The organism is Pseudomonas putida W15Oct28, from assembly GCF_000708715.2.
In the GTDB taxonomy this organism is placed as follows: Bacteria; Pseudomonadota; Gammaproteobacteria; order Pseudomonadales; family Pseudomonadaceae; genus Aquipseudomonas; species Aquipseudomonas putida_R.
Genome location: NZ_JENB01000009.1, coordinates 14,311 through 35,526, shown reverse-complemented (window position 1 = coordinate 35,526; position 21,216 = coordinate 14,311). Strand labels below are relative to the sequence as shown.

Annotated in this window: 18 protein-coding genes, 2 tRNA genes and 1 pseudogene; 16 read left to right on the top strand and 5 right to left on the bottom strand. The window is 62.2% G+C overall.

Annotation, left to right across the window (positions count from 1 at the left end; all coding sequences use genetic code 11):
- The first annotated feature begins 54 nt into the window (after positions 1-54).
- The 9 genes and pseudogenes from hfq (at position 55) to AK81_RS08030 (ending at position 9,420) form a co-directional block, all read left to right on the top strand.
- Positions 55-315 carry an RNA chaperone Hfq gene (hfq, locus tag AK81_RS08065; RefSeq protein ID WP_043198125.1) on the top strand — a complete coding sequence of 87 codons (261 nt, stop codon included), beginning with the start codon at positions 55-57 and terminating at the stop codon, positions 313-315.
- A gap of 12 nt (positions 316-327) precedes the next feature.
- Positions 328-1,629: a ribosome rescue GTPase HflX gene (gene hflX, locus AK81_RS08060; protein ID WP_043198123.1), complete on the top strand. Its 1,302-nt coding sequence runs from the start codon at positions 328-330 to the stop codon at positions 1,627-1,629.
- Positions 1,630-1,725: 96 nt separating this feature from the next.
- Complete coding sequence (gene hflK, locus AK81_RS08055) at positions 1,726-2,907, top strand: FtsH protease activity modulator HflK (protein WP_043198122.1); 1,182 nt, start codon at positions 1,726-1,728, stop codon at positions 2,905-2,907.
- Complete coding sequence (gene hflC / locus AK81_RS08050) at positions 2,907-3,776, top strand: protease modulator HflC (RefSeq protein ID WP_043198120.1); 870 nt, start codon at positions 2,907-2,909, stop codon at positions 3,774-3,776. Before hflK ends, hflC begins: the two co-directional genes overlap by 1 nt.
- A 301-nt stretch (positions 3,777-4,077) precedes the next feature.
- The gene (locus tag AK81_RS08045) at positions 4,078-5,265 is read left to right on the top strand and encodes an ATP phosphoribosyltransferase regulatory subunit (RefSeq protein WP_016501880.1); all 1,188 of its coding nucleotides are present in this window, start codon (positions 4,078-4,080) and stop codon (positions 5,263-5,265) included.
- A 56-nt stretch (positions 5,266-5,321) separates the two neighbouring features.
- On the top strand, positions 5,322-6,614 hold the full coding sequence (locus tag AK81_RS08040) for an adenylosuccinate synthase (RefSeq protein WP_019471336.1): 1,293 nt from the start codon (positions 5,322-5,324) through the stop codon (positions 6,612-6,614).
- A 533-nt stretch (positions 6,615-7,147) separates the two neighbouring features.
- Positions 7,148-7,888: pseudogene (locus AK81_RS30765) on the top strand (HAMP domain-containing protein); the annotation flags it as partial.
- Positions 7,862-8,746 (top strand): methyl-accepting chemotaxis protein, encoded by an 885-nt coding sequence (locus AK81_RS30760; RefSeq protein WP_416309195.1) that lies wholly within the window; start codon positions 7,862-7,864, stop codon positions 8,744-8,746. The pseudogene AK81_RS30765 and the gene AK81_RS30760, both read left to right, overlap by 27 nt.
- Positions 8,747-8,952: 206 nt before the next feature.
- Positions 8,953-9,420: a DUF2867 domain-containing protein gene (locus AK81_RS08030; protein WP_043198115.1), complete on the top strand. Its 468-nt coding sequence runs from the start codon at positions 8,953-8,955 to the stop codon at positions 9,418-9,420.
- 94 nt (positions 9,421-9,514) lie between these two features.
- Here the strand turns inward: AK81_RS08030 and AK81_RS08025 are convergent, their stop codons facing one another.
- The 5 genes from AK81_RS08025 to AK81_RS08005 all read right to left on the bottom strand — a co-directional run bounded on the left by AK81_RS08025 (position 9,515) and on the right by AK81_RS08005 (position 13,746).
- Positions 9,515-11,080 carry an ABC transporter permease gene (locus AK81_RS08025; protein WP_043198113.1) on the bottom strand — a complete coding sequence of 522 codons (1,566 nt, stop codon included), beginning with the start codon at positions 11,078-11,080 and terminating at the stop codon, positions 9,515-9,517.
- Positions 11,080-12,093, bottom strand: a complete 1,014-nt coding sequence (locus tag AK81_RS08020; protein WP_016501876.1) for an extracellular solute-binding protein — start codon at positions 12,091-12,093, stop codon at positions 11,080-11,082. The genes AK81_RS08025 and AK81_RS08020 overlap by 1 nt, the downstream gene beginning before the upstream one ends.
- 225 nt (positions 12,094-12,318) lie before the next feature.
- The gene (locus tag AK81_RS08015) at positions 12,319-13,344 is read right to left on the bottom strand and encodes a methyltransferase domain-containing protein (RefSeq protein WP_043198111.1); all 1,026 of its coding nucleotides are present in this window, start codon (positions 13,342-13,344) and stop codon (positions 12,319-12,321) included.
- 140 nt (positions 13,345-13,484) lie between these two features.
- Positions 13,485-13,571: transfer RNA gene (locus AK81_RS08010), tRNA-Leu, on the bottom strand.
- A gap of 88 nt (positions 13,572-13,659) precedes the next feature.
- A tRNA-Leu gene (locus tag AK81_RS08005) sits at positions 13,660-13,746 on the bottom strand.
- A 272-nt stretch (positions 13,747-14,018) separates the two neighbouring features.
- On the opposite strand from AK81_RS08005, the gene rnr reads away from it, so the two are divergent.
- From rnr to dnaB, 7 genes are all read left to right on the top strand, one after another.
- Entirely contained in the window at positions 14,019-16,604 is a 2,586-nt protein-coding gene (rnr, locus tag AK81_RS08000) for a ribonuclease R (RefSeq protein ID WP_043198108.1), read from the top strand.
- Entirely contained in the window at positions 16,601-17,347 is a 747-nt protein-coding gene (rlmB, locus tag AK81_RS07995) for a 23S rRNA (guanosine(2251)-2'-O)-methyltransferase RlmB (protein ID WP_016501874.1), read from the top strand. Before rnr ends, rlmB begins: the two co-directional genes overlap by 4 nt.
- Positions 17,348-17,653: 306 nt before the next feature.
- A complete protein-coding gene (gene rpsF, locus AK81_RS07990; protein ID WP_003249557.1) occupies positions 17,654-18,079 on the top strand; it encodes a 30S ribosomal protein S6 in 426 nt (141 codons plus the stop codon).
- Between the two features lie 28 nt (positions 18,080-18,107).
- On the top strand, positions 18,108-18,338 hold the full coding sequence (gene rpsR, locus AK81_RS07985; RefSeq protein WP_003249563.1) for a 30S ribosomal protein S18: 231 nt from the start codon (positions 18,108-18,110) through the stop codon (positions 18,336-18,338).
- 33 nt (positions 18,339-18,371) lie between these two features.
- Positions 18,372-19,235 (top strand): hypothetical protein, encoded by an 864-nt coding sequence (locus AK81_RS07980; protein WP_043198105.1) that lies wholly within the window; start codon positions 18,372-18,374, stop codon positions 19,233-19,235.
- A gap of 20 nt (positions 19,236-19,255) precedes the next feature.
- Positions 19,256-19,702, top strand: a complete 447-nt coding sequence (rplI, locus tag AK81_RS07975) for a 50S ribosomal protein L9 (protein ID WP_012316464.1) — start codon at positions 19,256-19,258, stop codon at positions 19,700-19,702.
- A gap of 113 nt (positions 19,703-19,815) precedes the next feature.
- Positions 19,816-21,213, top strand: coding sequence for a replicative DNA helicase (gene dnaB, locus AK81_RS07970; protein ID WP_043198308.1), 1,398 nt, complete (start codon positions 19,816-19,818; stop codon positions 21,211-21,213).
- Positions 21,214-21,216: the final 3 nt, after the last annotated feature.

The window sequence follows — 21,216 nt, the reverse complement described above, 5'->3', positions numbered from 1 at the left end:
TAATTTATCGATTTTATTGATTTTCTATTATTTATCCTTACAGGAGTGCGGCATATGTCAAAAGGGCATTCGCTACAAGACCCTTACTTGAACACCTTGAGAAAAGAAAAGGTTCCGGTATCGATCTATCTGGTAAACGGCATCAAACTGCAGGGCTCGATCGAATCGTTCGACCAGTTCGTGGTACTGCTGAAGAACACCGTCAGCCAAATGGTCTACAAACACGCTATTTCGACTGTCGTGCCTGCCCGTCCGGTTCGCCTGCCAAGCCCGTCCGATTCCGAACTCGGCGACAGCGAGCCAGGCAACGCCTGATAGGAGCCTGCATTGTTCTTTGAGCGCCACGGTGGTGGTGAGCGGGCGTTGCTCGTTCACTTGGAAGGTCAGAACCCTGAGGCGCGCGAAGACCCGCAGGAGTTTCGGGAGCTGGCACTGTCGGCCGGGGCGGATATCGTCTCGCTGGTGACAGTGACAAGGCATCAGCCTACGGCTAAATACCTGATTGGCAGCGGCAAGGTCGAGGAATTGCACGACCTGGTCCATGCCGAGCAGGTAGATCTGGTGATTTTCAATCACACCCTCACGCCCAGTCAGGAGCGCAACCTTGAACGTGTGTTCGAGTGTCGTGTGCTCGACCGTACCGGGCTGATCCTCGATATTTTCGCCCAACGGGCGCGTACCCATGAAGGTAAGCTGCAGGTCGAACTGGCCCAGCTTGATCACATGAGCACGCGGCTGGTGCGCGGCTGGACCCACCTTGAGCGACAAAAAGGTGGTATCGGCCTGCGTGGTCCGGGTGAAACCCAGCTGGAAACCGACCGCCGCCTGTTGCGGGTGCGCATTCGCCAGATCAAGTCACGCCTGGAGAAGGTGCGCAGCCAGCGTGAGCAGGCGCGGCGCGGGCGCAAGCGCGCGGATATTCCTTCAGTGTCGCTGGTGGGTTACACCAACGCCGGCAAGTCCACGTTGTTCAACGCCCTCACCCAATCCGAGGTGTACGCGGCGGACCAGTTGTTCGCCACCCTCGACCCGACCCTGCGCCGGCTCGAGCTCAACGACCTGGGCCCGATCGTGCTGGCCGACACCGTGGGCTTCATTCGCCACCTGCCGCACAAGCTGGTCGAGGCATTTCGGGCTACGCTCGAAGAGTCGAGCAACTCCGACTTGCTGTTGCATGTGATCGACGCCCATGAGCCAGAGCGCATGGAGCAGATCGAGCAGGTGCTGGCTGTGTTGGGCGAGATTGGCGCTGAAGGCTTGCCGATCCTCGAGGTGTATAACAAACTCGACCTGCTCGAAGATGTCGAGCCGCAGATCCAGCGCAATGCCGACGGCAAGCCGGAACGGGTCTGGGTATCGGCACGCGATGGGCGTGGTCTGGAGCTGGTTGGCCAGGCGATTGCCGAGTTGCTGGGAAATGATCTGTTTGTTGGTACCCTGTGCCTGGAGCAGCGTTTTGCCCGCTTGCGCGCGCAATTCTTTGCACTGGGTGCCGTGCAGAGTGAAGAGCATGATGAAGAAGGGCGCAGCCTGCTGAGCGTGCGACTGCCCATGGTCGAATTGAATCGCCTGGTCAGCCGTGAAGGCATGGAGCCGCAAGTGTTTGTCGAGCAACACACTTTGCAATAAATGCTCGTCGAGGTCGCCGGGCAGCAGTGACAGGCATTCTGTAGCATTGGACGGCGCGCCGTGGGCGCGTCTTTGCTTTATCAGATGGAGAGCGCTATGGCTTGGAACGAGCCGGGTGGCAACTCGAACAATCAGGATCCCTGGGGCGGCCGCCGTGGTGGCGGTGGCGGTGGTGGTGACAAGAAAGGTCCGCCGGATCTGGACGAGGCCTTCCGCAAACTGCAGGACAGCCTGAACGGCATGTTCGGCGGTAACAAGAAACGTGGCGGCGGTGACCGCAATGTCGGCAAGGGCGGTGGCCTGGGCCTGCTGGGCATCGGCCTGGCGGTACTGGCTGCCATCTGGCTGTACAGTGCCGTGTACGTGGTCGACGAGCAGGAGCAGGCCGTGGTGCTGCGCTTCGGCAAGTACCATGAGACGGTCGGTCCCGGCCTGAACATCTACTTCCCGCCGATTGATCGCAAGTACATGGAAAACGTCACGCGCGAGCGTGCCTACACCAAGCAGGGCCAGATGCTGACCGAAGACGAGAACATCGTCGAGGTTCCGCTGACCGTCCAGTACAAGATCAGCAACCTGCAGGACTTCGTGCTTAACGTCGACCAGCCTGAGGTGAGCCTGCAACACGCGACCGACAGTGCCCTGCGCCACGTGGTGGGTTCCACCTCGATGGACCAGGTGCTGACCGAAGGCCGTGAGCAGATGGCCGTGGATATCCGCGAACGCCTGCAGCGCTTCCTCGACAACTACCGTACCGGTATCACCGTTACCCAGGTCAACGTACAGAGCGCGGCAGCCCCGCGTGAAGTGCAGGAAGCCTTCGACGACGTGATCCGTGCCCGCGAAGACGAGCAGCGTGCCCGCAACCAGGCCGAGTCCTACGCCAATGGCGTGGTACCAGAGGCCCGTGGTCAGGCCCAGCGCATCATCGAGGACGCCAACGGTTACCGCGACGAAGTCATCGCCCGGGCCAAGGGTGAGGCGGACCGCTTCACCAAGCTGGTTACCGAGTACCACAAGGCACCTGACGTGACCCGTCAGCGTCTGTACCTGGAGACCATGCAAGAGGTCTACAGCAATTCGAGCAAGGTCATGGTGGCGACCAAGGACGGGCAGAACAACCTGCTCTACCTGCCACTGGACAAGATGGTCGAAGGCAGCCGCAACGCGTCCGCGCCAACCACCAGCGTGTCGCCATCGGTCAACGATGCGGCCGCCCGTGCGGCGCAGGACCTGCAACAGCAACAGCAGCCGCTGCGTACTAGGGAGAGCCGCTGATGAGCAATAGATCGCTGATCGCCCTGATCGCCGCCGTCGTTCTGGGTATCGTGGCCTGGAACAGCTTCTACATCGTGTCCCAGACCGAGCGTGCGGTACTGCTGCGCTTCGGTAAGGTGGTCCAGGCGGACGTTCAGCCAGGCCTGCACGTGAAGATTCCGTACGTGAACCAGGTGCGCAAGTTCGACGCCCGCCTCATGACCCTCGACGCCCCGACCCAGCGGTTCCTGACCCTGGAGAAGAAAGCGGTGATGGTCGACGCCTACGCCAAGTGGCGCGTCAAGGATGCCGAGCGCTTCTACACCGCCACGTCCGGCATGAAGCAGATCGCCGACGAGCGTCTGTCGCGTCGTCTGGAAAGCGGCCTGCGCGACCAGTTCGGTAAACGTACCCTGCACGAGGTGGTCTCCGGTGAACGTGACGCACTGATGTCCGACATCACTGCATCGCTGAACCGCATGGCCAACAAGGAGCTGGGCATCGAGGTGGTCGACGTGCGCGTCAAGGCCATCGACCTGCCGAAGGAAGTCAACCGCAGCGTGTTCGACCGCATGAGCACCGAGCGTGAGCGTGAAGCTCGCGAGCACCGTGCGAAGGGTAACGAGCTGGCTGAAGGTATTCGTGCCGATGCCGACCGTCAGCGCCGTGTGCTGCTGGCCGAGGCCTACCGCGAAGCAGAAGAAACCCGTGGTGACGGCGACGCCCAGGCGGCCGCCATCTATGCCAAGGCCTACAGCCAGGACGCTGATTTCTATGCGTTCCACCGTAGCCTGCAGGCATACCGCGAGAGCTTCTCGAGCAAGAGCGACGTGCTGGTCCTGGACCCGAAGAACGAGTTCTTCCGTTACCTGGACAAGAGCAAGCCGTGATGCTCAGGCCCTGATTTTCATGCAGCGGCGCCCCGCCTGGCAGCTAAAACACCAGGCGGGGTGCATCCTGAATGAAAAGGGGTGTATGATGAGGCAGCCGGGAAATTTCCCGGCTTTTTTGCGTCTGAAAGGTTGATTGGCACAGCGCCAGTTGACGGTTTGGTCAGCTCGCAAGGCAATTCGAGGGTATCGGGTACGGTGGCTGCGCTGGGATCAGTGCTGCCCGCTGCTGTGCGCGATACCGGCTTTACTGACGGCTCGCCTGCTGGCTAGCCGCCCGGACCAGAGGGGAAAAGGCGTAATGGCAACGGTAGACCGCTGGCTGCTGCCAGATGGCATCGAGGAAGTACTGCCACCTGAGGCTGCGCGCATCGAGATCGCGCGCCGTCAGGTGTTGGACCTGTTCCAGAGTTGGGGCTACGAGCTGGTCGTCACCCCGCATATCGAGTACCTGGAGTCGCTGCTCACCGGCGCCGGCCAGGACCTGGATCAGCGTACCTTCAAGGTAGTGGACCCGCAGTCCGGCCGCCTGATGGGCTTCCGCGCCGACTTCACCCCGCAGGTGGCGCGTATCGACGCCCACACCCTGCGCCGTGAAGGCCCGAGCCGCCTGTGCTATGCCGGCAGCGTGCTGCACGCCCAGCCGCGTGCACTGTCCACCTCGCGCAGCCCGATCCAGTTGGGCGCCGAGCTGTATGGCGATGCCAGCCCGACCAGCGACGTGGAAGTCATCAGCCTGATGCTGGCCACGCTGCAACTGGCCGATGTGCCGGACGTACACATGGACCTGGGCCACGTCGGTATCTACCGCGGCCTGGCCCGTGCTGCCGGCCTGTCCGGTGCGGTCGAGCAACAGCTGTTCGACGCCCTGCAGCGCAAGGCCGTCGATGAAGTGCAGGCGCTGACCGCCGACCTGCCGAAGGACCTGGGCAACATGCTGCGCGCACTGGTCGAACTGTGCGGTGGCCGTGAAGTGCTCGCCGAAGCCCGCGTGCGCCTGGGCCGTGCCCCGGCCGGTGTGCTGGCTGCGCTGGACGACCTGCTGTCGATCGCTGATCGCCTGGCGTCGCGCTTCCCGGACCTGCCGCTGTACTTCGACCTCGGCGAGCTGCGCGGTTACAACTATCACACCGGCGTGGTGTTCGCGGTGTTCGTGCCGGGCGAGGGTCAATCGATCGCCCAGGGCGGGCGCTACGACGACATCGGCGCCGACTTTGGCCGGGCACGCCCGGCCACCGGTTTCTCCACGGATTTGAAGACCCTGGTCACACTGGGGCGAGCGGAGGTCGTATTGCCAACGGGCGGCATCTGGATGCCGGACAGTGGCGACGCGGCCCTCTGGCAGCAAGTCTGCCAGTTGCGCAACGAGGGCCAGCGTGTGGTCCAGGCCCTGCCTGGCCAGCCGTTGAGTGCTGCTCTCGAGGCGGATTGTGATCGGCAATTGATTCAGCAAGACGGGCGCTGGCAGGTTCTGCCGCTGGCCCAGTGAGTTTCTGCGTCGGCAACAGGCCGGCAACCAAGTTTGCGTGAATGAGGACCAATGTAATGGGTAAGAATGTCGTCGTCCTGGGCACCCAGTGGGGTGATGAGGGCAAAGGCAAGATCGTCGATCTGCTGACCGAACATGCTGCCGCCGTAGTGCGCTACCAGGGTGGCCACAACGCGGGTCACACCCTGGTGATCAACGGTGAAAAAACCGTTCTGCACCTGATTCCGTCCGGCATCCTGCGTGAAGGCGTACAGTGCCTGATCGGCAACGGCGTGGTCGTTGCCCCGGACGCCCTGATGCGCGAAATCACCAAGCTGGAAGAGAAGGGCGTACCGGTGCGCGAGCGCCTGCGCATCTCCCCGGCTGCGCCGCTGATCCTGTCGTACCACGTGGCCCTGGACCAGGCCCGCGAAAAAGCCCGTGGCGAAGCCAAGATCGGCACCACCGGCCGTGGTATCGGCCCAGCCTACGAAGACAAGGTCGCGCGCCGCGGCCTGCGTGTGGGCGACCTGTTCCACCGCGAGCGTTTCGCTGCCAAGCTGGGTGAGCTGCTGGACTACCACAACTTCCAGCTGGTGAACTACTACAAAGAGCCGGCCATCGACTTCCAGCAAACCCTGGACGAGTGCATGGCCTACGCTGAGCAGCTCAAGCCGATGATGCTCGACGTCACCGCCGAGCTGCACAACCTGCGTCGCGCCGGCAAGGACATCATGTTCGAAGGTGCCCAGGGCTCGCTGCTGGACATCGACCACGGTACCTACCCGTACGTGACCAGCTCCAACACCACCGCTGGCGGTATCTCCACCGGTTCCGGCGTTGGCCCGATGTACCTGGACTACATCCTGGGTATCACCAAGGCCTACACCACTCGCGTGGGTTCCGGTCCGTTCCCGACCGAACTGTTCGACGAGACCGGCGCTACCCTTGCCAAGCGTGGCCACGAGTTCGGTTCCACCACTGGCCGTGCCCGTCGTTGCGGCTGGTTCGATGCCGTCATCCTGCGTCGCGCCATCGACGTCAACAGCATTTCGGGCATCTGCCTGACCAAGCTGGACGTGCTGGACGGCCTGGAAACCATCAACATCTGCGTTGGCTACAAGAACGAGAACGGTGCTGTCATCGACGCGCCTTCCGATGCCGACAGCTACATCGGCCTGGAGCCGGTGTACGAAGAGATGCCAGGCTGGAGCGAGTCGACCCTGGGTGCAAAAACCCTGGAAGAGCTGCCGCAAGCTGCGCGTGACTACATCAAGCGCATCGAAGCGCTGGTTGGCGCGCCGATCGACATCATTTCGACCGGCCCGGACCGCAACGAGACCATCGTGCTGCGTCACCCGTTCGCCTGATCTGCCCTCCAGGCTGATCTGACGCCGTGGCCCTGAAAGGGGCTGCGGCGTTTTCATTTGTGGGTGTATGCCAGTACGGGCAACCCACTTGCTGAACCTTGGCGCTTTTCCCTCCTGCCCCCGGCACAACCCTTGCTGTAAGTAGCTTCTGTAGATGCCATCAAAATAGTGGCGCCAGAAAACACGAGGGTTACACCGTGTCTGCCATCCTCTCACTGTTACGAAGCCGCCTTTTGCGGCCTGTGTTTGTTGCCCTTGGTATCGCTCTTTTGGTGCAGGTGCTGGTTGCCGTTGCGCTCACCCGAAGCACGGTCACCGCCCTGGAAGCCGACCTTGGCGAACGCCTGGGTAACGACAGCCGCCAACTGGCCAACGACCTGGAGCAGGCCGGGCAAGATGTGCGCTCGGGCCTCGACGGCCTCTCCAGCAGCACCCGCCAGCGCCTGAGCGCTGGGTTGTCGGAGCGCCTGCAAAGCGAACAGCAGCAACTGCGCAGCACCCTGGAAAAGAACCTGAAGGACTCCGCCAACGACATGGCCGAGCTGCTGGCTTCGGTGGCCCCGCGGGCGATCTGGGACAGCGATGTGCCGGTGCTCTCCGATTTTGCCCGGCGTGCCCAGCGCAACCCCAACGTGCTGTTCGTGGTTTACGACGATGCCCAGGGCCAGCACCTGACCCGTTACCTGAACCGGCAAAACCCGATCAACCAGGCATTGATGGACAAGGGCCAGGGCGAACGCGCTTTGGACAAAGTGATCGATGCCGCCCGGCGCGACCCGGCGGTGTATTTTGTCGAAGCCTCGATCAACCCCAATGGCGCAGAAATCGGCAAGGTGGTGATGGGGGTTTCCACGGCGGGCATCGACCAGGAGCTCAAGGCCTTGGACCAGCGTTTCGCGGCGCTGATTGCCAGCGGTGAGCAACTGGTTGGCGACAGCCTGGTGGGTGCTGCTGCCGACAGCGGCAAAACCCTGCGTGAGCGACTGGAGAAGGCGCAAGGCAGCGCTGCCGCTATGCAGGCCAATACCGCACAGACCGTGCGCGATGCCGCCGCCGAGCTGCGCTGGCGCATTGGCATGGGCTTGGTGCTGGTCGGCCTGGGTGTGCTGCTGGTGGTGGCCCTGGTGCTTGGCCGTCGAGTGCTGAGCAAGCTGCGCCTGTTGATTGCTGCCCTCGACGACCTGGCGGCGGGCGAAGGCGACCTGACCAAGCGCGTGCCGCTCGACAGCCGCGACGAAATTGGCGATATGGCTTCTGCGGTTAACCGCTTTGTCGACAAGCTGCAACCGATCGTGCGTGAGGCGGGCGAGGTGGCGCAGCGTACCGGTGTGGAGATTGGCGCGATGGCCCAGCGCAATGCCGGCGCCGATGCGGCTGCGGCACTGCAGCGCGATGAAGTGGCGGCCAGCCTGCGCGACCTTTCGAGCATGGCCGACGAAGCCCAGGCCGAAAGCCATGCGATGCAGGCAGCCTTGAAACAGGTGGTGGATATCCGCCAGGCCACCGACGAAAACAGCCGCACCTCGACCCAGCTTGCGGGGTTGATCGAGAACCTGGCAGGCCAGGTGCAGACGGGCTCCCAGGTGATCGAGCGCCTGGCCAAGCAAAGCGAGCAGATCGAAGTGGTGCTGACGGTGATCCACGGAATTGCCGAGCAGACCAACCTGCTGGCGCTGAACGCGGCCATCGAAGCCGCCCGGGCAGGTGAGACCGGGCGCGGGTTTGCCGTGGTGGCCGATGAGGTGCGGGCGCTGGCGAGCAAGACACAAAGCTCCACGGGGGATATCCAGTCGCACATCGCAGCGCTGCAGAAGGGTGCCAAGGAGGCCGTGGCGACCATCAGCCAGGCCGGGCTGAAGGCCAGCGAAGGGTTGCTGGTACTGCGTGACAACGAGCGCCGGCAGCAGTCTGTGCAGGCAGCGGTGGAGCAGGTGCATGCGGCCATTGGCCTGGCCACCCGCGCGGCCGAGCAGCAGGCGAGCGGGGCGCAGGCAGTGCGTGGGCGGGTGGAGACTATCCATGCCCAGGCCGAGCGCTCGGCGGAAGTGGTGATGCAGACCACGGCCAGCAGCAAGGTGCTGGATGACCTGGCCGCGCAGCTACGGGCAAGCCTTGGCCAATTCCGCGCATAAAAATTCACGGGGGAATCCCAATCTCTGTGGGAGCGGGTTCACCCGCGAAGAGGGCGGCGCGGTGGATGGCACCGGCTTCGCCGGTGTTCGCGGGTAAACCCGCTCCCACAGGGTTGGTGCAAGCTTGTGTGTCTGCTTAAGGCGGTTGGGTTTCGGCAAAGCGGTGTTGCTATGATGGCGGCGACACATGGCAAAGGGAGTTGTTCATGTCCGCCCAACTGGTCGCCGCTCCGGCCGAACTGGATTTTCTTCATCGCGATGGCATCTGCGTCACCGCACCAATGACCGCCATCCAGGCCTACTGCGCCATGACCTCGGACGTTCCGGGCTGGCTGGCCATGGCCTTTCGCCTGCGCGACTTCATCTCGCGCCGGTTCAACGTTGCCACTATCCACGGCTTTTCATCACGCAGCCCCGAGCGGGTGCCGGCGGTGGGTGAGTTGCTGGATTTCTTTACCGTCGAGGCAATCAGCGACCAGCAACTGGTCCTGACCTCGCGTGATACGCACCTGGCGGTGATGGTGAGCATGGATCTGGATAAAGCAGGGCAGGGCGTGCAACGCTTGAACGTGACCACCTCGGTGCAGTGCTTCAATCGTTTCGGCCGCCTTTACATGCTGCCCGTCGGCAAGGCTCATGGGCCAATCGTCCGCCGGATGCTGCGTAACATCTGACGGCCTCATCGCCGGCAAGCCAGCTCCCACAGGTACTGCACACACCTTGAGGGCGGCGCTGTACCTGTGGGAGCGGGCGTGCCCGCGAAGAAGGTTACGCCTTGTTCAGGTACATCCGCGTAGTCAGCAGATAAACCGGCAGCCCCGACACCACGATCAGCAGTGCCGCATAAGGCGCCGCTGCCGCGAACTCGACGTTGGCCGTGTGCGCCCACACCTCGGTGGCCAGCGTGGTCATCCCGGTCGGGCTGAGCAGCAGCGTGGCAGTCAGCTCCTTCATGGCATCCAGGAACACCAGCGCGAAAGCCGCGGCCATGGCCGGGAAGATGATCGGCAGGGTTACCCGGCAGAACGCCGCAAAGCTGCTCGCGCCCAGCGTGCGTGCGGCCTCTTCCAGCGTTGGCGAGGCCTTGTTCAACGCGGTGCGCACTGGCGATTGCGCCAGCGGCAGGAACAGCAGCGCATAGGCCAGCAGCAGCAATGCCGTGGTCTGGTACAGCACCGGCACGTAGTGCAGGGCGAAGAACACCAGAGTCAGGGCAATCACCAGGCCAGGCAGGGCGTGCAGCAGGTACGGCAGGCGTTCGGCCCAGATCGCCAGGCGACCCTTGTAGCGCACCACCAGGAAGCTGATCGGCAGGGCCAGTAGCACGCAGAAGCCGGCACCACCAAGCGACACCGACAACGAGGTGAACAGCGCCTTGGAGATGGCTGCCACCGGGAACGCTGCCGACGAGCCAACGCTCAGCCAGTAACCAAGCATGGCCAGCGGGATACCGCTGCCCAGCACCGCCAGGCCCACGCAGAACAGCTGCGCCAGCGCGGCCCAGCCACGCAGCTGCACCGGTTGCGCGCGGCGTGCCACGCCCTGGCCAATGCGCACATGGCGGGCCTTGCCACGCACCCGCAGCTCCAGCCACAGCATCACCAGGCACATCGCGAGCAACACGGCAGACAGCATGGCCGCGTTGGCGTTGCTGAATTCCAGTTCGAACTGCTGGTAGATGGCCGTGGTGAACGTCTGCAGGCCGAGGATCGACAGCGCACCGAATTCCACCAGCATGTGCAGGGCAATCAGTAGCGCGCCACCGAGCATCGACGGCCACAGCAGCGGCAGGGTGACCTTGCTGAACACCCCCCAGCGGCTGCAACCCAGGGTGCGCGCCGATTCCTCCAGCGAGGTGTCGAGGTTGCGCAGGGTGGCGGCCACTGGCAGGAACACCAGCGGGTACTTGGACAAAGCCATGACCATGATCGCCCCGCCGAGGCCTTCGAAGTCCGAACTCAGCGACACCCAGGTGAAGCTGCTGACGAACGACGGCACGGCGAACGGCAGGCACAGCACCACGCCCCACAGCCGGCGACCGGCCAGGTTACTGCGCTCCAGCAGCCAGGCCAGCGCCAGGCCGACCACCATGCAGGTCAGCGTCACCCCGACCATCAGCATCAGGGTGTTGCGCATCAGCCCCCAGACAAAGGGGCGCCACAGCAGGTGCAAGGCTTCGCGCCAGCCGGCTTCCCAGGCTTTGATGGCGACATAAGCCAGTGGCAGCAGGCTCATCGCCACCAGGAACAGCACAGGCAGCACCACCCAGATGGAGGGGCGCTTGCGGCGCGGTACGAAGCGTACCGGCGCCGGCTCGGACAGGGCGGCAGTCATTAGAGCAGGCCGACCTCGCGCTCAAGCTCGATGGCTTCCTCGGCGTTACCCAGGTCGGCCGGCGAGATCTTCGGCGGGCGCAGCTCGTCGAACGGCTTCAGGCCACGGTCAGAAACCATGCCTTTGTGCAGCGGGTACTCGGCGGTGGTCTGGGTGATCACGCGCTGGCCTTCTTCGCTGGCCATCCAGTTGAGCAGGGCCTGGGCTTCTTTCGGGTGCTTGCTGGCCTTGACCACGGCCGCGCCGGAGATGGTCACCAGGTTGCCGGCATCGCCGTCGGCCAGGTAGTAGAGTTTGGTGTCCAGCTTGCCGCGTTCGCGTTCAAGCGCGTACCAGTAGTAGTTGTTCACCAGTACCGCAGCCACTTCGCCTTTCTCCACGGCTTTGAGGGCGACCATGTTGTTGGTGTAGGTCTTGCCGAAGGCTTTCAGGCCGGTCAGCCATTCTTCGGTGGCTTCACGACCGTGCATTTTCAGGATGGCCACGGCCTGCTCCTGGAACGCACCACTGGTGGGTACGTAACCGACACGGCCTTCCCACTCAGGGTTGGCGAAGTCCATTACGGTGGTTGGCAGGTCTTTTTCGTCGACCTTCTTCGGGTTGTACACCACGATGCGGGTACGGGCCGTGATACCCATCCAGGTGCCGTTGGCGCCAACGTACTCCTTGGGCACCATGTTCGAGGTGGCGTCGTCGATCTTCGCCAGCAGGCCCAGCTCGCCCAGGTTGTTCAGGGGCGGGGACTCTTCGGTGTAGATGATGTCGGCCGGCGAACGGTCGCCTTCCTCGATGATCTGGCTGGCCAGCTGGTTGCTGCTGCCCTTGCGAATGTCGATGTGAATACCGGTCTTGGCCTCATAGGCCTTGGCGATGGCTTCGCCGATTTCCTTGTGCTGACCGTTGTACATGGTCAGGGTGACCGGTGCGTCTGCCATGGCGGCCGGAGCGCCGATGACCAGGCTCAGCACGGCGGCGGCCAAGGTGCGCATCAGCGGTTGCGGGCGGATCGTCATGCGGGTACTTCCTCGCTTACGGCTACATATTTGGAAACAATGGTAAACGAAATTGTTTCTCAAGTGGCCGCGTGACGAGAAATTCATGGGCAGACCAAGGTTTAACCTTTGAGGGTTGTACTGGATTCTTCGCGGGCATGCCCGCTCCCACAGGTGGCGCGCAGTCTCCAAAGCCTGTGGTGTATCTGTGGGAGTGGGCGAGCCCGCGAAGAGGCCGGTGCAGGTTTACGCCTTACTGGCAATCACTGCGGTTACCGGGGCAACCGGATACCTGAGGCCATCCTCCTGCCGTACGTCGGCAAACCCCGTGTGGCGCAACCGCTCAGCCAACTCCCCGGCTGGCAGCACATGCCGCCCCTGCATGCGCATATGCAAATAATAAGGCAGCACGCGCGCTGCAGTCTGTTTGTCTTCCGGTACCTCGGCATGGCAGCACACCAGTACCCCGCCTGGGTTCAGCGCCGTGTGCAGCCGCCGCAGCAACCCATCAAGGTCGTGGGCAAAGTGGAAGACCGACGAGCACCAGATCAGGTCATAGCCACTGCCAAAATCATCACGATCCAGATCCCCGCCAATGATCCCAAGGCGCTTTTCCAGCCCGGCGCGAACAATATTCTCCTGGGCCACTGCTGCAGTTTCGGCAAAGTCGAAAACTACACCGTGCAAATCCGGTAGCTGTCGGGCGAGGGTGATGGCGACCAGGCCAGGCCCGCCGCCCAGGTCCAGCATCCGTTGCAGGTTCGGTGCCTGCGGCAACCGTTCGATCAGCGCGCGCGCCACATCCACAGTAACCGCCTGCTGCTCCTGGGCAATCTGCACGCGGGCCGCTTCGGCCCAGCGCCTGGCCATTTCCGGAGCGGGAGCTGATGCGGGGGGCAGGCCATTGCGCAATGCTTGTTCCAGAGGTTGGCCAGCCTGGCGCAGTACCTGATGGCGGAACAGCAGGGCGTCACCGCAGTACTCGCTGGCGCTTCGGCTCAAAAAGCGTTGGGCGGTTTCGCCATTGCGGTAGTGGCTGCCCTGTTTGTCGCGCTCCAGTAGGCCTTGGGCCCAGAGCATTTCCAGCAGGTAGCCAGTATTGAAGGGTTCCAGGTCCAGCACTGTGGCCAGCTGGGCAGGGGCGATGTATTGCTCGAGGTGGTCGAACAGGTTGATCGTCAGTGCTGCGCGCAGGGCATCGGCGGCGAGGCCCGCCAGTTGCAGGTCCCAGCACGCTTGCAGCGGGTGAGGGGTGCTCAGGTCCATGCTCATCGTTCGCTCGCTCCATGAGAGAAAGCTCAATCCTAGATAGGAATCATTCTGGATTGCAATGGAAGAGATGACGGGGAGGGAGGGGAGGGCAAAAAACGCAGGCAAGAAAAAACCCACTAGCAAGCTAGTGGGTTTTTGTATGGTGCCCAGGAGAAGACTCGAACTTCCACGACCTTGCGGTCACTGATACCTGAAACCAGCGCGTCTACCAATTCCGCCACCTGGGCAAAGCTTTGCATCATCTGATGAAGGCGACTATTGTTCGCTTTCACACAGTAGTAACAGATCCTTGGTCATCTATTACTTGAAAATATTTGGTGCCCAGGAGAAGACTCGAACTTCCACGACCTTGCGGTCACTGATACCTGAAACCAGCGCGTCTACCAATTCCGCCACCTGGGCACACATTCGAGATTACAAGATGCTTTACAGCGCCGCTCATCTCTACTACAACGTCGGGGTTGTCCGTCGTTGTGGTGCGCACTATACGGACGCTCCCAAGGGCTGTAAACCCCCCAATCAAAAAAAATTTCAAAAAATTCAACTTGTTGATTCCACAGGCCTATTACTGCTCTGGAAGCACAGCAGTGGGGGCTGTCCAAGCCAGACATTTCCGGTTTCAATAGGCCTATGCCAGAATTCCTATCTATATACCCCAAGGTGAACCCCTTCTGATGGCCGATTGGCAATCCCTCGATCCCGAGGCCGCTCGCGAAGCGGAAAAATACGACAACCCCATTCCCAGCCGTGAGCTGATCCTGCAGCGCCTTGCTGACCGTGGCGAGCCCGCTGCGCGCGAGGAGCTGGCGAAAGAGTTTGGTCTGTATGAAGAAGACCAGATCGAAGCCCTGCGCCGCCGCCTGCGTGCCATGGAGCGCGACGGCCAGCTTATCTATACCCGGCGCGGCACTTATGCCCCGGTAGACAAGCTCGACCTGATCTGCGGCCGTATCTCCGGCCACCGCGATGGGTTTGGTTTCCTCATCCCCGATGATGGCAGCGATGACCTGTTCCTCAGCCCGTCGCAGATGCGCCTGGCCTTCGATGGCGACCGCGCGCTGGCGCGGGTGTCCGGTACCGACCGCCGCGGGCGCCGTGAAGGCGTGGTCGTCGAGGTCATCTCCCGTGCCCACGAAAGCGTGGTTGGCCGTTACTTCGAAGAAGGCGGCATCGGCTACGTAACCCCGGACAACCCGAAGATCCAGCAGGAAGTGCTGGTGACCGCCGGGCGTAACGGTGGTGCCAAGATCGGCCAGTTCGTCGAAATCAAGATCACCCACTGGCCAACCCCGCGGTTCCAGCCGCAAGGCGATGTGGTAGAGGTCATCGGCAACTACATGGCGCCGGGCATGGAAATCGACGTTGCCCTGCGCAGCTACGACATCCCGCACGTCTGGCCCGAAGATGTGGTCAAGGAAGCGCGCAAGTTCCGCTCCGAAGTCGAAGAGAAGGACAAAGAGAAGCGCGTCGACCTGCGTCACCTGCCGTTCGTCACCATCGACGGTGAAGACGCCCGCGACTTCGATGACGCTGTCTATTGTGAACCGCTGGGCAAGCTGCGCGTGTTCTCTGGTGGCTGGCGCCTGTATGTGGCCATCGCCGACGTGTCGAGCTATGTGCGCCTGGGCTCGGCCCTGGACGTCGAGGCCCAGCAGCGTGGTAACTCGGTGTACTTCCCCGAGCGCGTGGTGCCGATGCTCCCCGAAGAGCTGTCCAACGGCCTGTGCTCGCTGAACCCGCACGTCGACCGCTTGGCCATGGTCTGTGAAATGACCATGAACAAAGCCGGCCAGATGGTCGACTACCAGTTCTACGAAGGCGTTATTCACTCCCACGCCCGCCTGACCTACAACAAGGTCAGCAGCATGCTCGAGCACGCCCGCACCCGTGAGGGCAAGGCGCTGCGCGAGGAGTACAAGGACGTCGTGCCGGACCTGAAGAACCTGTACAACCTGTACAAGGTGCTGCTGGATGCCCGTCACGCCCGAGGTGCCATCGACTTCGAAACCCAGGAAACCCGCATCATCTTCGGTGACCAGCGCAAGATCGCGGAAATCCGCCCGACCGTGCGCAACGAGGCCCACAAGCTGATCGAGGAATGCATGCTGGCGGCCAACGTGGCCACCGCCGAGTTCCTGCAGAAGCACGGCGTGCCGGCACTGTACCGCGTGCATGACGGCCCGCCGCCGGAGCGCCTGGAAAAACTCCGCGCCTTCCTTGGCGAGCTGGGCTTGAGCCTGCACAAGGGCAAGGACCCGTCGCCGAAGGATTACCAGGCCCTGCTGGCGAGCATCGCCGGGCGCCCGGACTTCCACCTGATCCAGACGGTCATGCTGCGCTCGCTGAGCCAGGCCGTGTACAGCACCGAGAACAACGGCCACTTCGGCCTGAACTACGAGGCGTACACCCACTTCACCTCGCCGATCCGCCGTTACCCGGACCTGCTGGTGCACCGCGCCATCCGCAGCATCATCCGTTCCAAGGTCGACACCCCGCACGTCAAGCGTGCCGGCGCCATGAGCATCCCCAAGGCGCGCATCTACCCGTACGACGAGAACACCCTCGAGCAGCTTGGCGAGCAGTGCTCGATGACCGAGCGCCGGGCTGATGAAGCCACCCGTGACGTGGTCAACTGGCTCAAGTGCGAGTACATGAAGGATCGCGTGGGCGAAACCTTCCCGGGTGTGATCACCGCAGTGACCGGTTTCGGCCTGTTCGTCGAGCTGACAGATATCTATGTGGAAGGCCTGGTGCACGTCAGTGCGCTGCCGGGCGACTACTACCACTTCGACCCGGTCCACCACCGCCTGTCCGGTGAGCGCACCGGGCGCAGCTTCCGCCTGGGCGACACGATTGAAGTCAAGGTCATGCGTGTTGACCTGGACGAGCGCAAGATCGACTTCGAAGTGGCCGACAAGACGCTGGCTGCGCCGATCGGCCGCAAGCAGCGCGGCGCCGCGCCGGCTGCCGACAAAGCCGACAAGGCCGAGCCGGCACCAGTCGAAGCCAGGGCCACACCGAAGCCGCGCAGCCGCAAGAGCGAAACCTCCGAGGCGTATTTCCCGAAAGACGCCGTGCAGCGTAACGCCGAAGTGCGCAAGAGCCGTGAAATGAAAAAGGCGCTGATGACCGATGCCCGCACCGGCGGCTCGGCCAGCAGCAAGTCGGAAAAAGGTGGCAAGCCCGCCGGCAAGCCGACCAAGCACCGTAAAGGCCCGCCGAAATCCGGTGCGCCACGCAAGAGCAAGAGCAAGTCATGAGTCAGCTGGAAAAGATCTACGGCGTGCATGCCGTGCAGGCGTTGCTGAAGCACCATCCGAAGCGGGTCAAGCAGATCTGGCTGTCGGAAGGGCGCAGCGAGCCACGCCTGCAGACGCTGCTGGCACTGGCTGCAGAAAACCGCGTGCAGGTTGGCCAGGCCGAGCGCCGTGAGATGGACGCCTGGGTTGAAGGCGTGCACCAGGGCGTTGTCGCCGAGGTGAGCCCAAGCCAGGTGTGGGGCGAGTTGATGCTCGAAGAGTTGCTCGAGCGCACCGAAACGCCGCCGCTGATCCTGGTGCTGGACGGTGTCACCGACCCGCACAACCTCGGCGCATGCCTGCGCACGGCCGATGCGGCCGGTGCCACGGCGGTGCTGGTGCCCAAGGACAAGTCGGCGACCCTGACGCCTGTGGTGCGCAAGGTGGCGTGCGGCGCGGCAGAGGTGATTCCGCTGGTGGCCGTGACCAACCTGGCGCGCACGCTGGAGAAGTTGCAGCAGCGTGGCCTGTGGGTGGTGGGTACCGCCGGCGAGGCTGAGCAGGAGATTTACCAGCAGGACCTGACCGGGCCTCTGGTGATGATCATGGGCGCCGAAGGCAAAGGCATGCGCCGGTTGACCCGCGAGCATTGTGACTTCCTGGTGAAGTTGCCGATGGGCGGTAGCGTCAGCAGCCTGAACGTTTCGGTGGCGACCGGGGTTTGCCTGTTCGAGGCCGTGCGCCAGCGTCAGGCCAAGCGCTGATCTTCGGCCTGTACCGGCCTATTCGCGGGCAAGCCCGCTCCCACAGGGTTTTCACTGGCTTTCAAGGCAGTGGGGTCCCTGTGGGAGCGGGTTTACCCGCGAAAGGGCCGGTAGCCTGTGAATATGTTTCAGGCTGTTCAAATATTCGCCAATTGCCTTGCTTGTGCGTCACGCCTTCTCTACAATTGCGCCCCTTGCCGAGCTGGCAGGCGCTCATGTGCCTCCCCTCCGTGCAAGACATACAGTGTCATTCACTCCTTGTCTGACCAGATACCCTGGCAGACTACTAACCCGTAAGGAGCATTCATGCGTCATTACGAAATCATCTTCCTGGTTCACCCGGACCAGAGCGAGCAAGTCGGCGGCATGGTTGAGCGTTACACCAAGCTGATCGAAGAAGACGGTGGCAAAATCCACCGCCTGGAAGACTGGGGCCGTCGTCAACTGGCCTACGCAATCAACAATGTTCACAAGGCTCACTACGTGATGCTGAACGTTGAGTGCACCGGCAAGGCCCTGGCCGAGCTGGAAGACAACTTCCGCTACAACGATGCCGTTATCCGTAACCTGGTCATCCGTCGCGACGAAGCCGTTACCGGTCAGTCCGAGATGCTGAAGGCTGAAGAAAACCGCAGCGAGCGCCGTGAGCGTCGTGAGCGTCCTGAGCATGCTGACTCCGCCGAAGGCGACGACAGCAATGACAGCGACTCCAGCGATAACGCTGACGAGTAATCCACGGACCTTTAGAGGAGCCTATTAAATGGCACGTTTCTTCCGTCGTCGTAAATTCTGCCGCTTCACTGCTGAAGACGTGAAAGAGATCGACTTCAAAGATCTCAACACCCTGAAAGCTTACGTATCCGAAACCGGCAAGATCGTTCCAAGCCGCATCACCGGTACCAAAGCTCGTTATCAGCGTCAGCTGGCTACCGCTATCAAGCGCGCCCGCTTCCTGGCCCTGCTGCCCTACACCGACAGCCACGGCCGCTGAGACCGGGTCGTCGACAAGCAGTAAGGGATTAGCATGCGAGCGTTAGCAAGTTTCATCATGCGCGGTCGTGTGCAGGCCACCCTGGTGGTGGTCATCAGCGCGGTACTGCCGCTGCTGTTCTGGTTGAGTGCCGCTGCATGCAGCTTTGTGCTGCTGCGGCGTGGTTTCAAGGATGCTACAACGGTCATCGCCGGCGGCCTGCTGGCCGGGTTGGCCGTGTGGGTCATGGGCGATCCCATCACCTTTCTGGTGATTGCAGGAGCCCTGAGCCTGGCCGCCCTGTTGCGCGCCGAGCATCCCTGGAGCCGGGTGTTGGTGGTCAGTGCCGTGTTCGCCGTGGCTTTCAGCCTCGTGCTCGATCTGGCGCTGGCGCAAACCTTCGATGTGCTGGCCAAGGCGTTTGCCGAAGCCATGCCGAAAATCGAGGGGCAACCCGTGCTCTCCGGTGAGCTGATCCGCCCTGTGCTGGTCGCTTCCACAGCAGTGACGGTGCAATTGTTCAGTGTGCTGGCGTTGGTGCTGGCGCGCTACTGGCAGGCAGCGTTGTACAACCCTGGAGGCTTCGGTCGCGAGTTTCGCGCCCTGAAGCTGCCAAAACAGACCATGGCGGTCTTGGTGGCAGTGATGGTGGTGGCTCCGTTCATCGGACCGCAGTTCATCATCCTGGCATCGGCTTCGAGCCTGGTACTGGTACTGGCCGGCATCGCTTTGATGCATGGGCTGGTGGCACAGGGCCGACTGGCCGGTTTCTGGCTGGTGGGCATGTACGTGACGCTGCCGCTGATCATGCAGCTGATTTATCCGTTGCTGGTGGTTTTGGCCATTGTCGACAGCCTGATTGATTTTCGCGGTCGCAAGTCCCCCAAGGGGAATGACTCCGCGAACGGTGAAGGTTAAAAGTTAAGAGGTTTTACCAAATGGAACTGATCCTGCTGGAAAAAGTCGCTAACCTGGGCAACCTGGGCGACAAAGTAAAAGTTAAGGCTGGTTATGGCCGTAACTTCCTGCTGCCATTCGGCAAGGCCACCGTTGCCAACGCCGCCAACCTGGCTGCGTTCGAAGAGCGTCGCGCCGAGCTGGAAAAAGCAGCTGCTGACCGTAAATCGTCGGCTGAAAGCCGCGCTGCCCAACTGGCCGAGCTGGAAGTGACCATCACTGCCACCGCTGGCGACGAAGGCAAGCTGTTCGGTTCGATCGGCACCCACGACATCGCTGACGCCCTGACCGCCTCCGGCGTTGAAGTGGCCAAAGCTGAAGTTCGTCTGCCGAACGGCACCATCCGTCAGGTTGGCGAATACGACGTAGCCGTGCACCTGCACAGCGACGTTGAAGCCACCGTACGCGTGGTCGTCGTAGCTGCCTAAGCTGCGCTAACTGGCTGGCTCCTTGAGAGTCAGGCGGTTAACATCGGGCACGGTCCTGTTTTATACAGGCCGTGCCCTTTGTTTTTTTCGTCCTCCAGAATTCTTTCGTGGCCATGAACGAGATCACCACCTCCGAACAGCTTGACCTGCAAACCGCAGCCCTGAAGGTGCCGCCGCATTCCATCGAGGCCGAACAGGCTGTGCTCGGTGGCCTGATGCTGGACAACAACGCCTGGGAGCGTGTGCTGGACCAGGTGTCGGATGGCGATTTCTACCGGCATGACCACCGGCTGATCTACCGCGCTATCCATAAACTGGTGGACCTCAACCACCCGTTCGACGTGGTCACGCTGCACGAGCAGTTGGACAAGGAAGGCGTTTCGACGCAGGTTGGCGGCCTGGCGTACTTGGCGGAGCTGGCCAAGAACACGCCATCGGTGGCCAACATCAAAGCCTATGCCGCGATCATTCGCGAGCGTGCGACGCTGCGCCAGCTGATCAGCATCAGCACCGATATTGCCGACAATGCCTTCAACCCCCAGGGGCGCAACGCCGAGGAAATTCTCGACGACGCCGAGCGGCAGATTTTCCAGATTGCCGAGGCGCGGCCCAAGACCGGCGGCCCGGTAGGCGTCAACGAGCTGTTGACCAAGGCCATCGACCGCATCGATACGCTGTTCAACTCCGACAGCGAAATTACCGGTATTTCCACCGGTTACACCGACCTGGACGAGAAGACCAGCGGCCTGCAGGCGGCGGACTTGATCATTGTTGCCGGCCGACCCTCGATGGGTAAGACCACGTTTGCCATGAACCTGGTAGAGAATGCGGTGCTGCGCAGCGACAAGGCTGTGCTGGTGTTCTCCCTCGAGATGCCAGGTGAATCGCTGATCATGCGTATGCTTTCGTCCTTGGGTCGTATTGACCAGACCAAGGTGCGTTCTGGCCAGCTGGACGACGACGACTGGCCGCGCCTGACTTCGGCAGTCAACCTGCTCAACGACCGCAAGCTGTTCATCGACGATACAGCGGGTATCAGCCCTTCGGAGATGCGTTCGCGGACTCGCCGCCTGGCGCGTGAGCACGGCGAAATCGGCCTGATCATGGTCGACTACCTGCAGTTGATGCAGATTCCAGGCTCCGCTGGTGATAATCGGACCAATGAAATCTCCGAGATTTCCCGCTCTCTCAAGGCCCTTGCCAAAGAGTTCAACTGCCCGGTCGTAGCACTGTCACAGCTGAACCGCTCCCTTGAGCAACGGCCAAACAAGCGCCCGATCAACTCCGACTTGCGTGAGTCCGGTGCAATCGAGCAGGACGCCGACGTGATCATGTTCGTCTACCGTGACGAGGTGTATCACCCGGAGACCGAACACAAGGGCATTGCCGAAATCATCATCGGCAAACAGCGTAACGGCCCCATCGGCTTCGTCCGCCTGGCATTCATCGGCAAGTACACCCGCTTCGAGAACCTCGCACCGGGCATGTACAACTTCGACGACGACGAGTAAGCC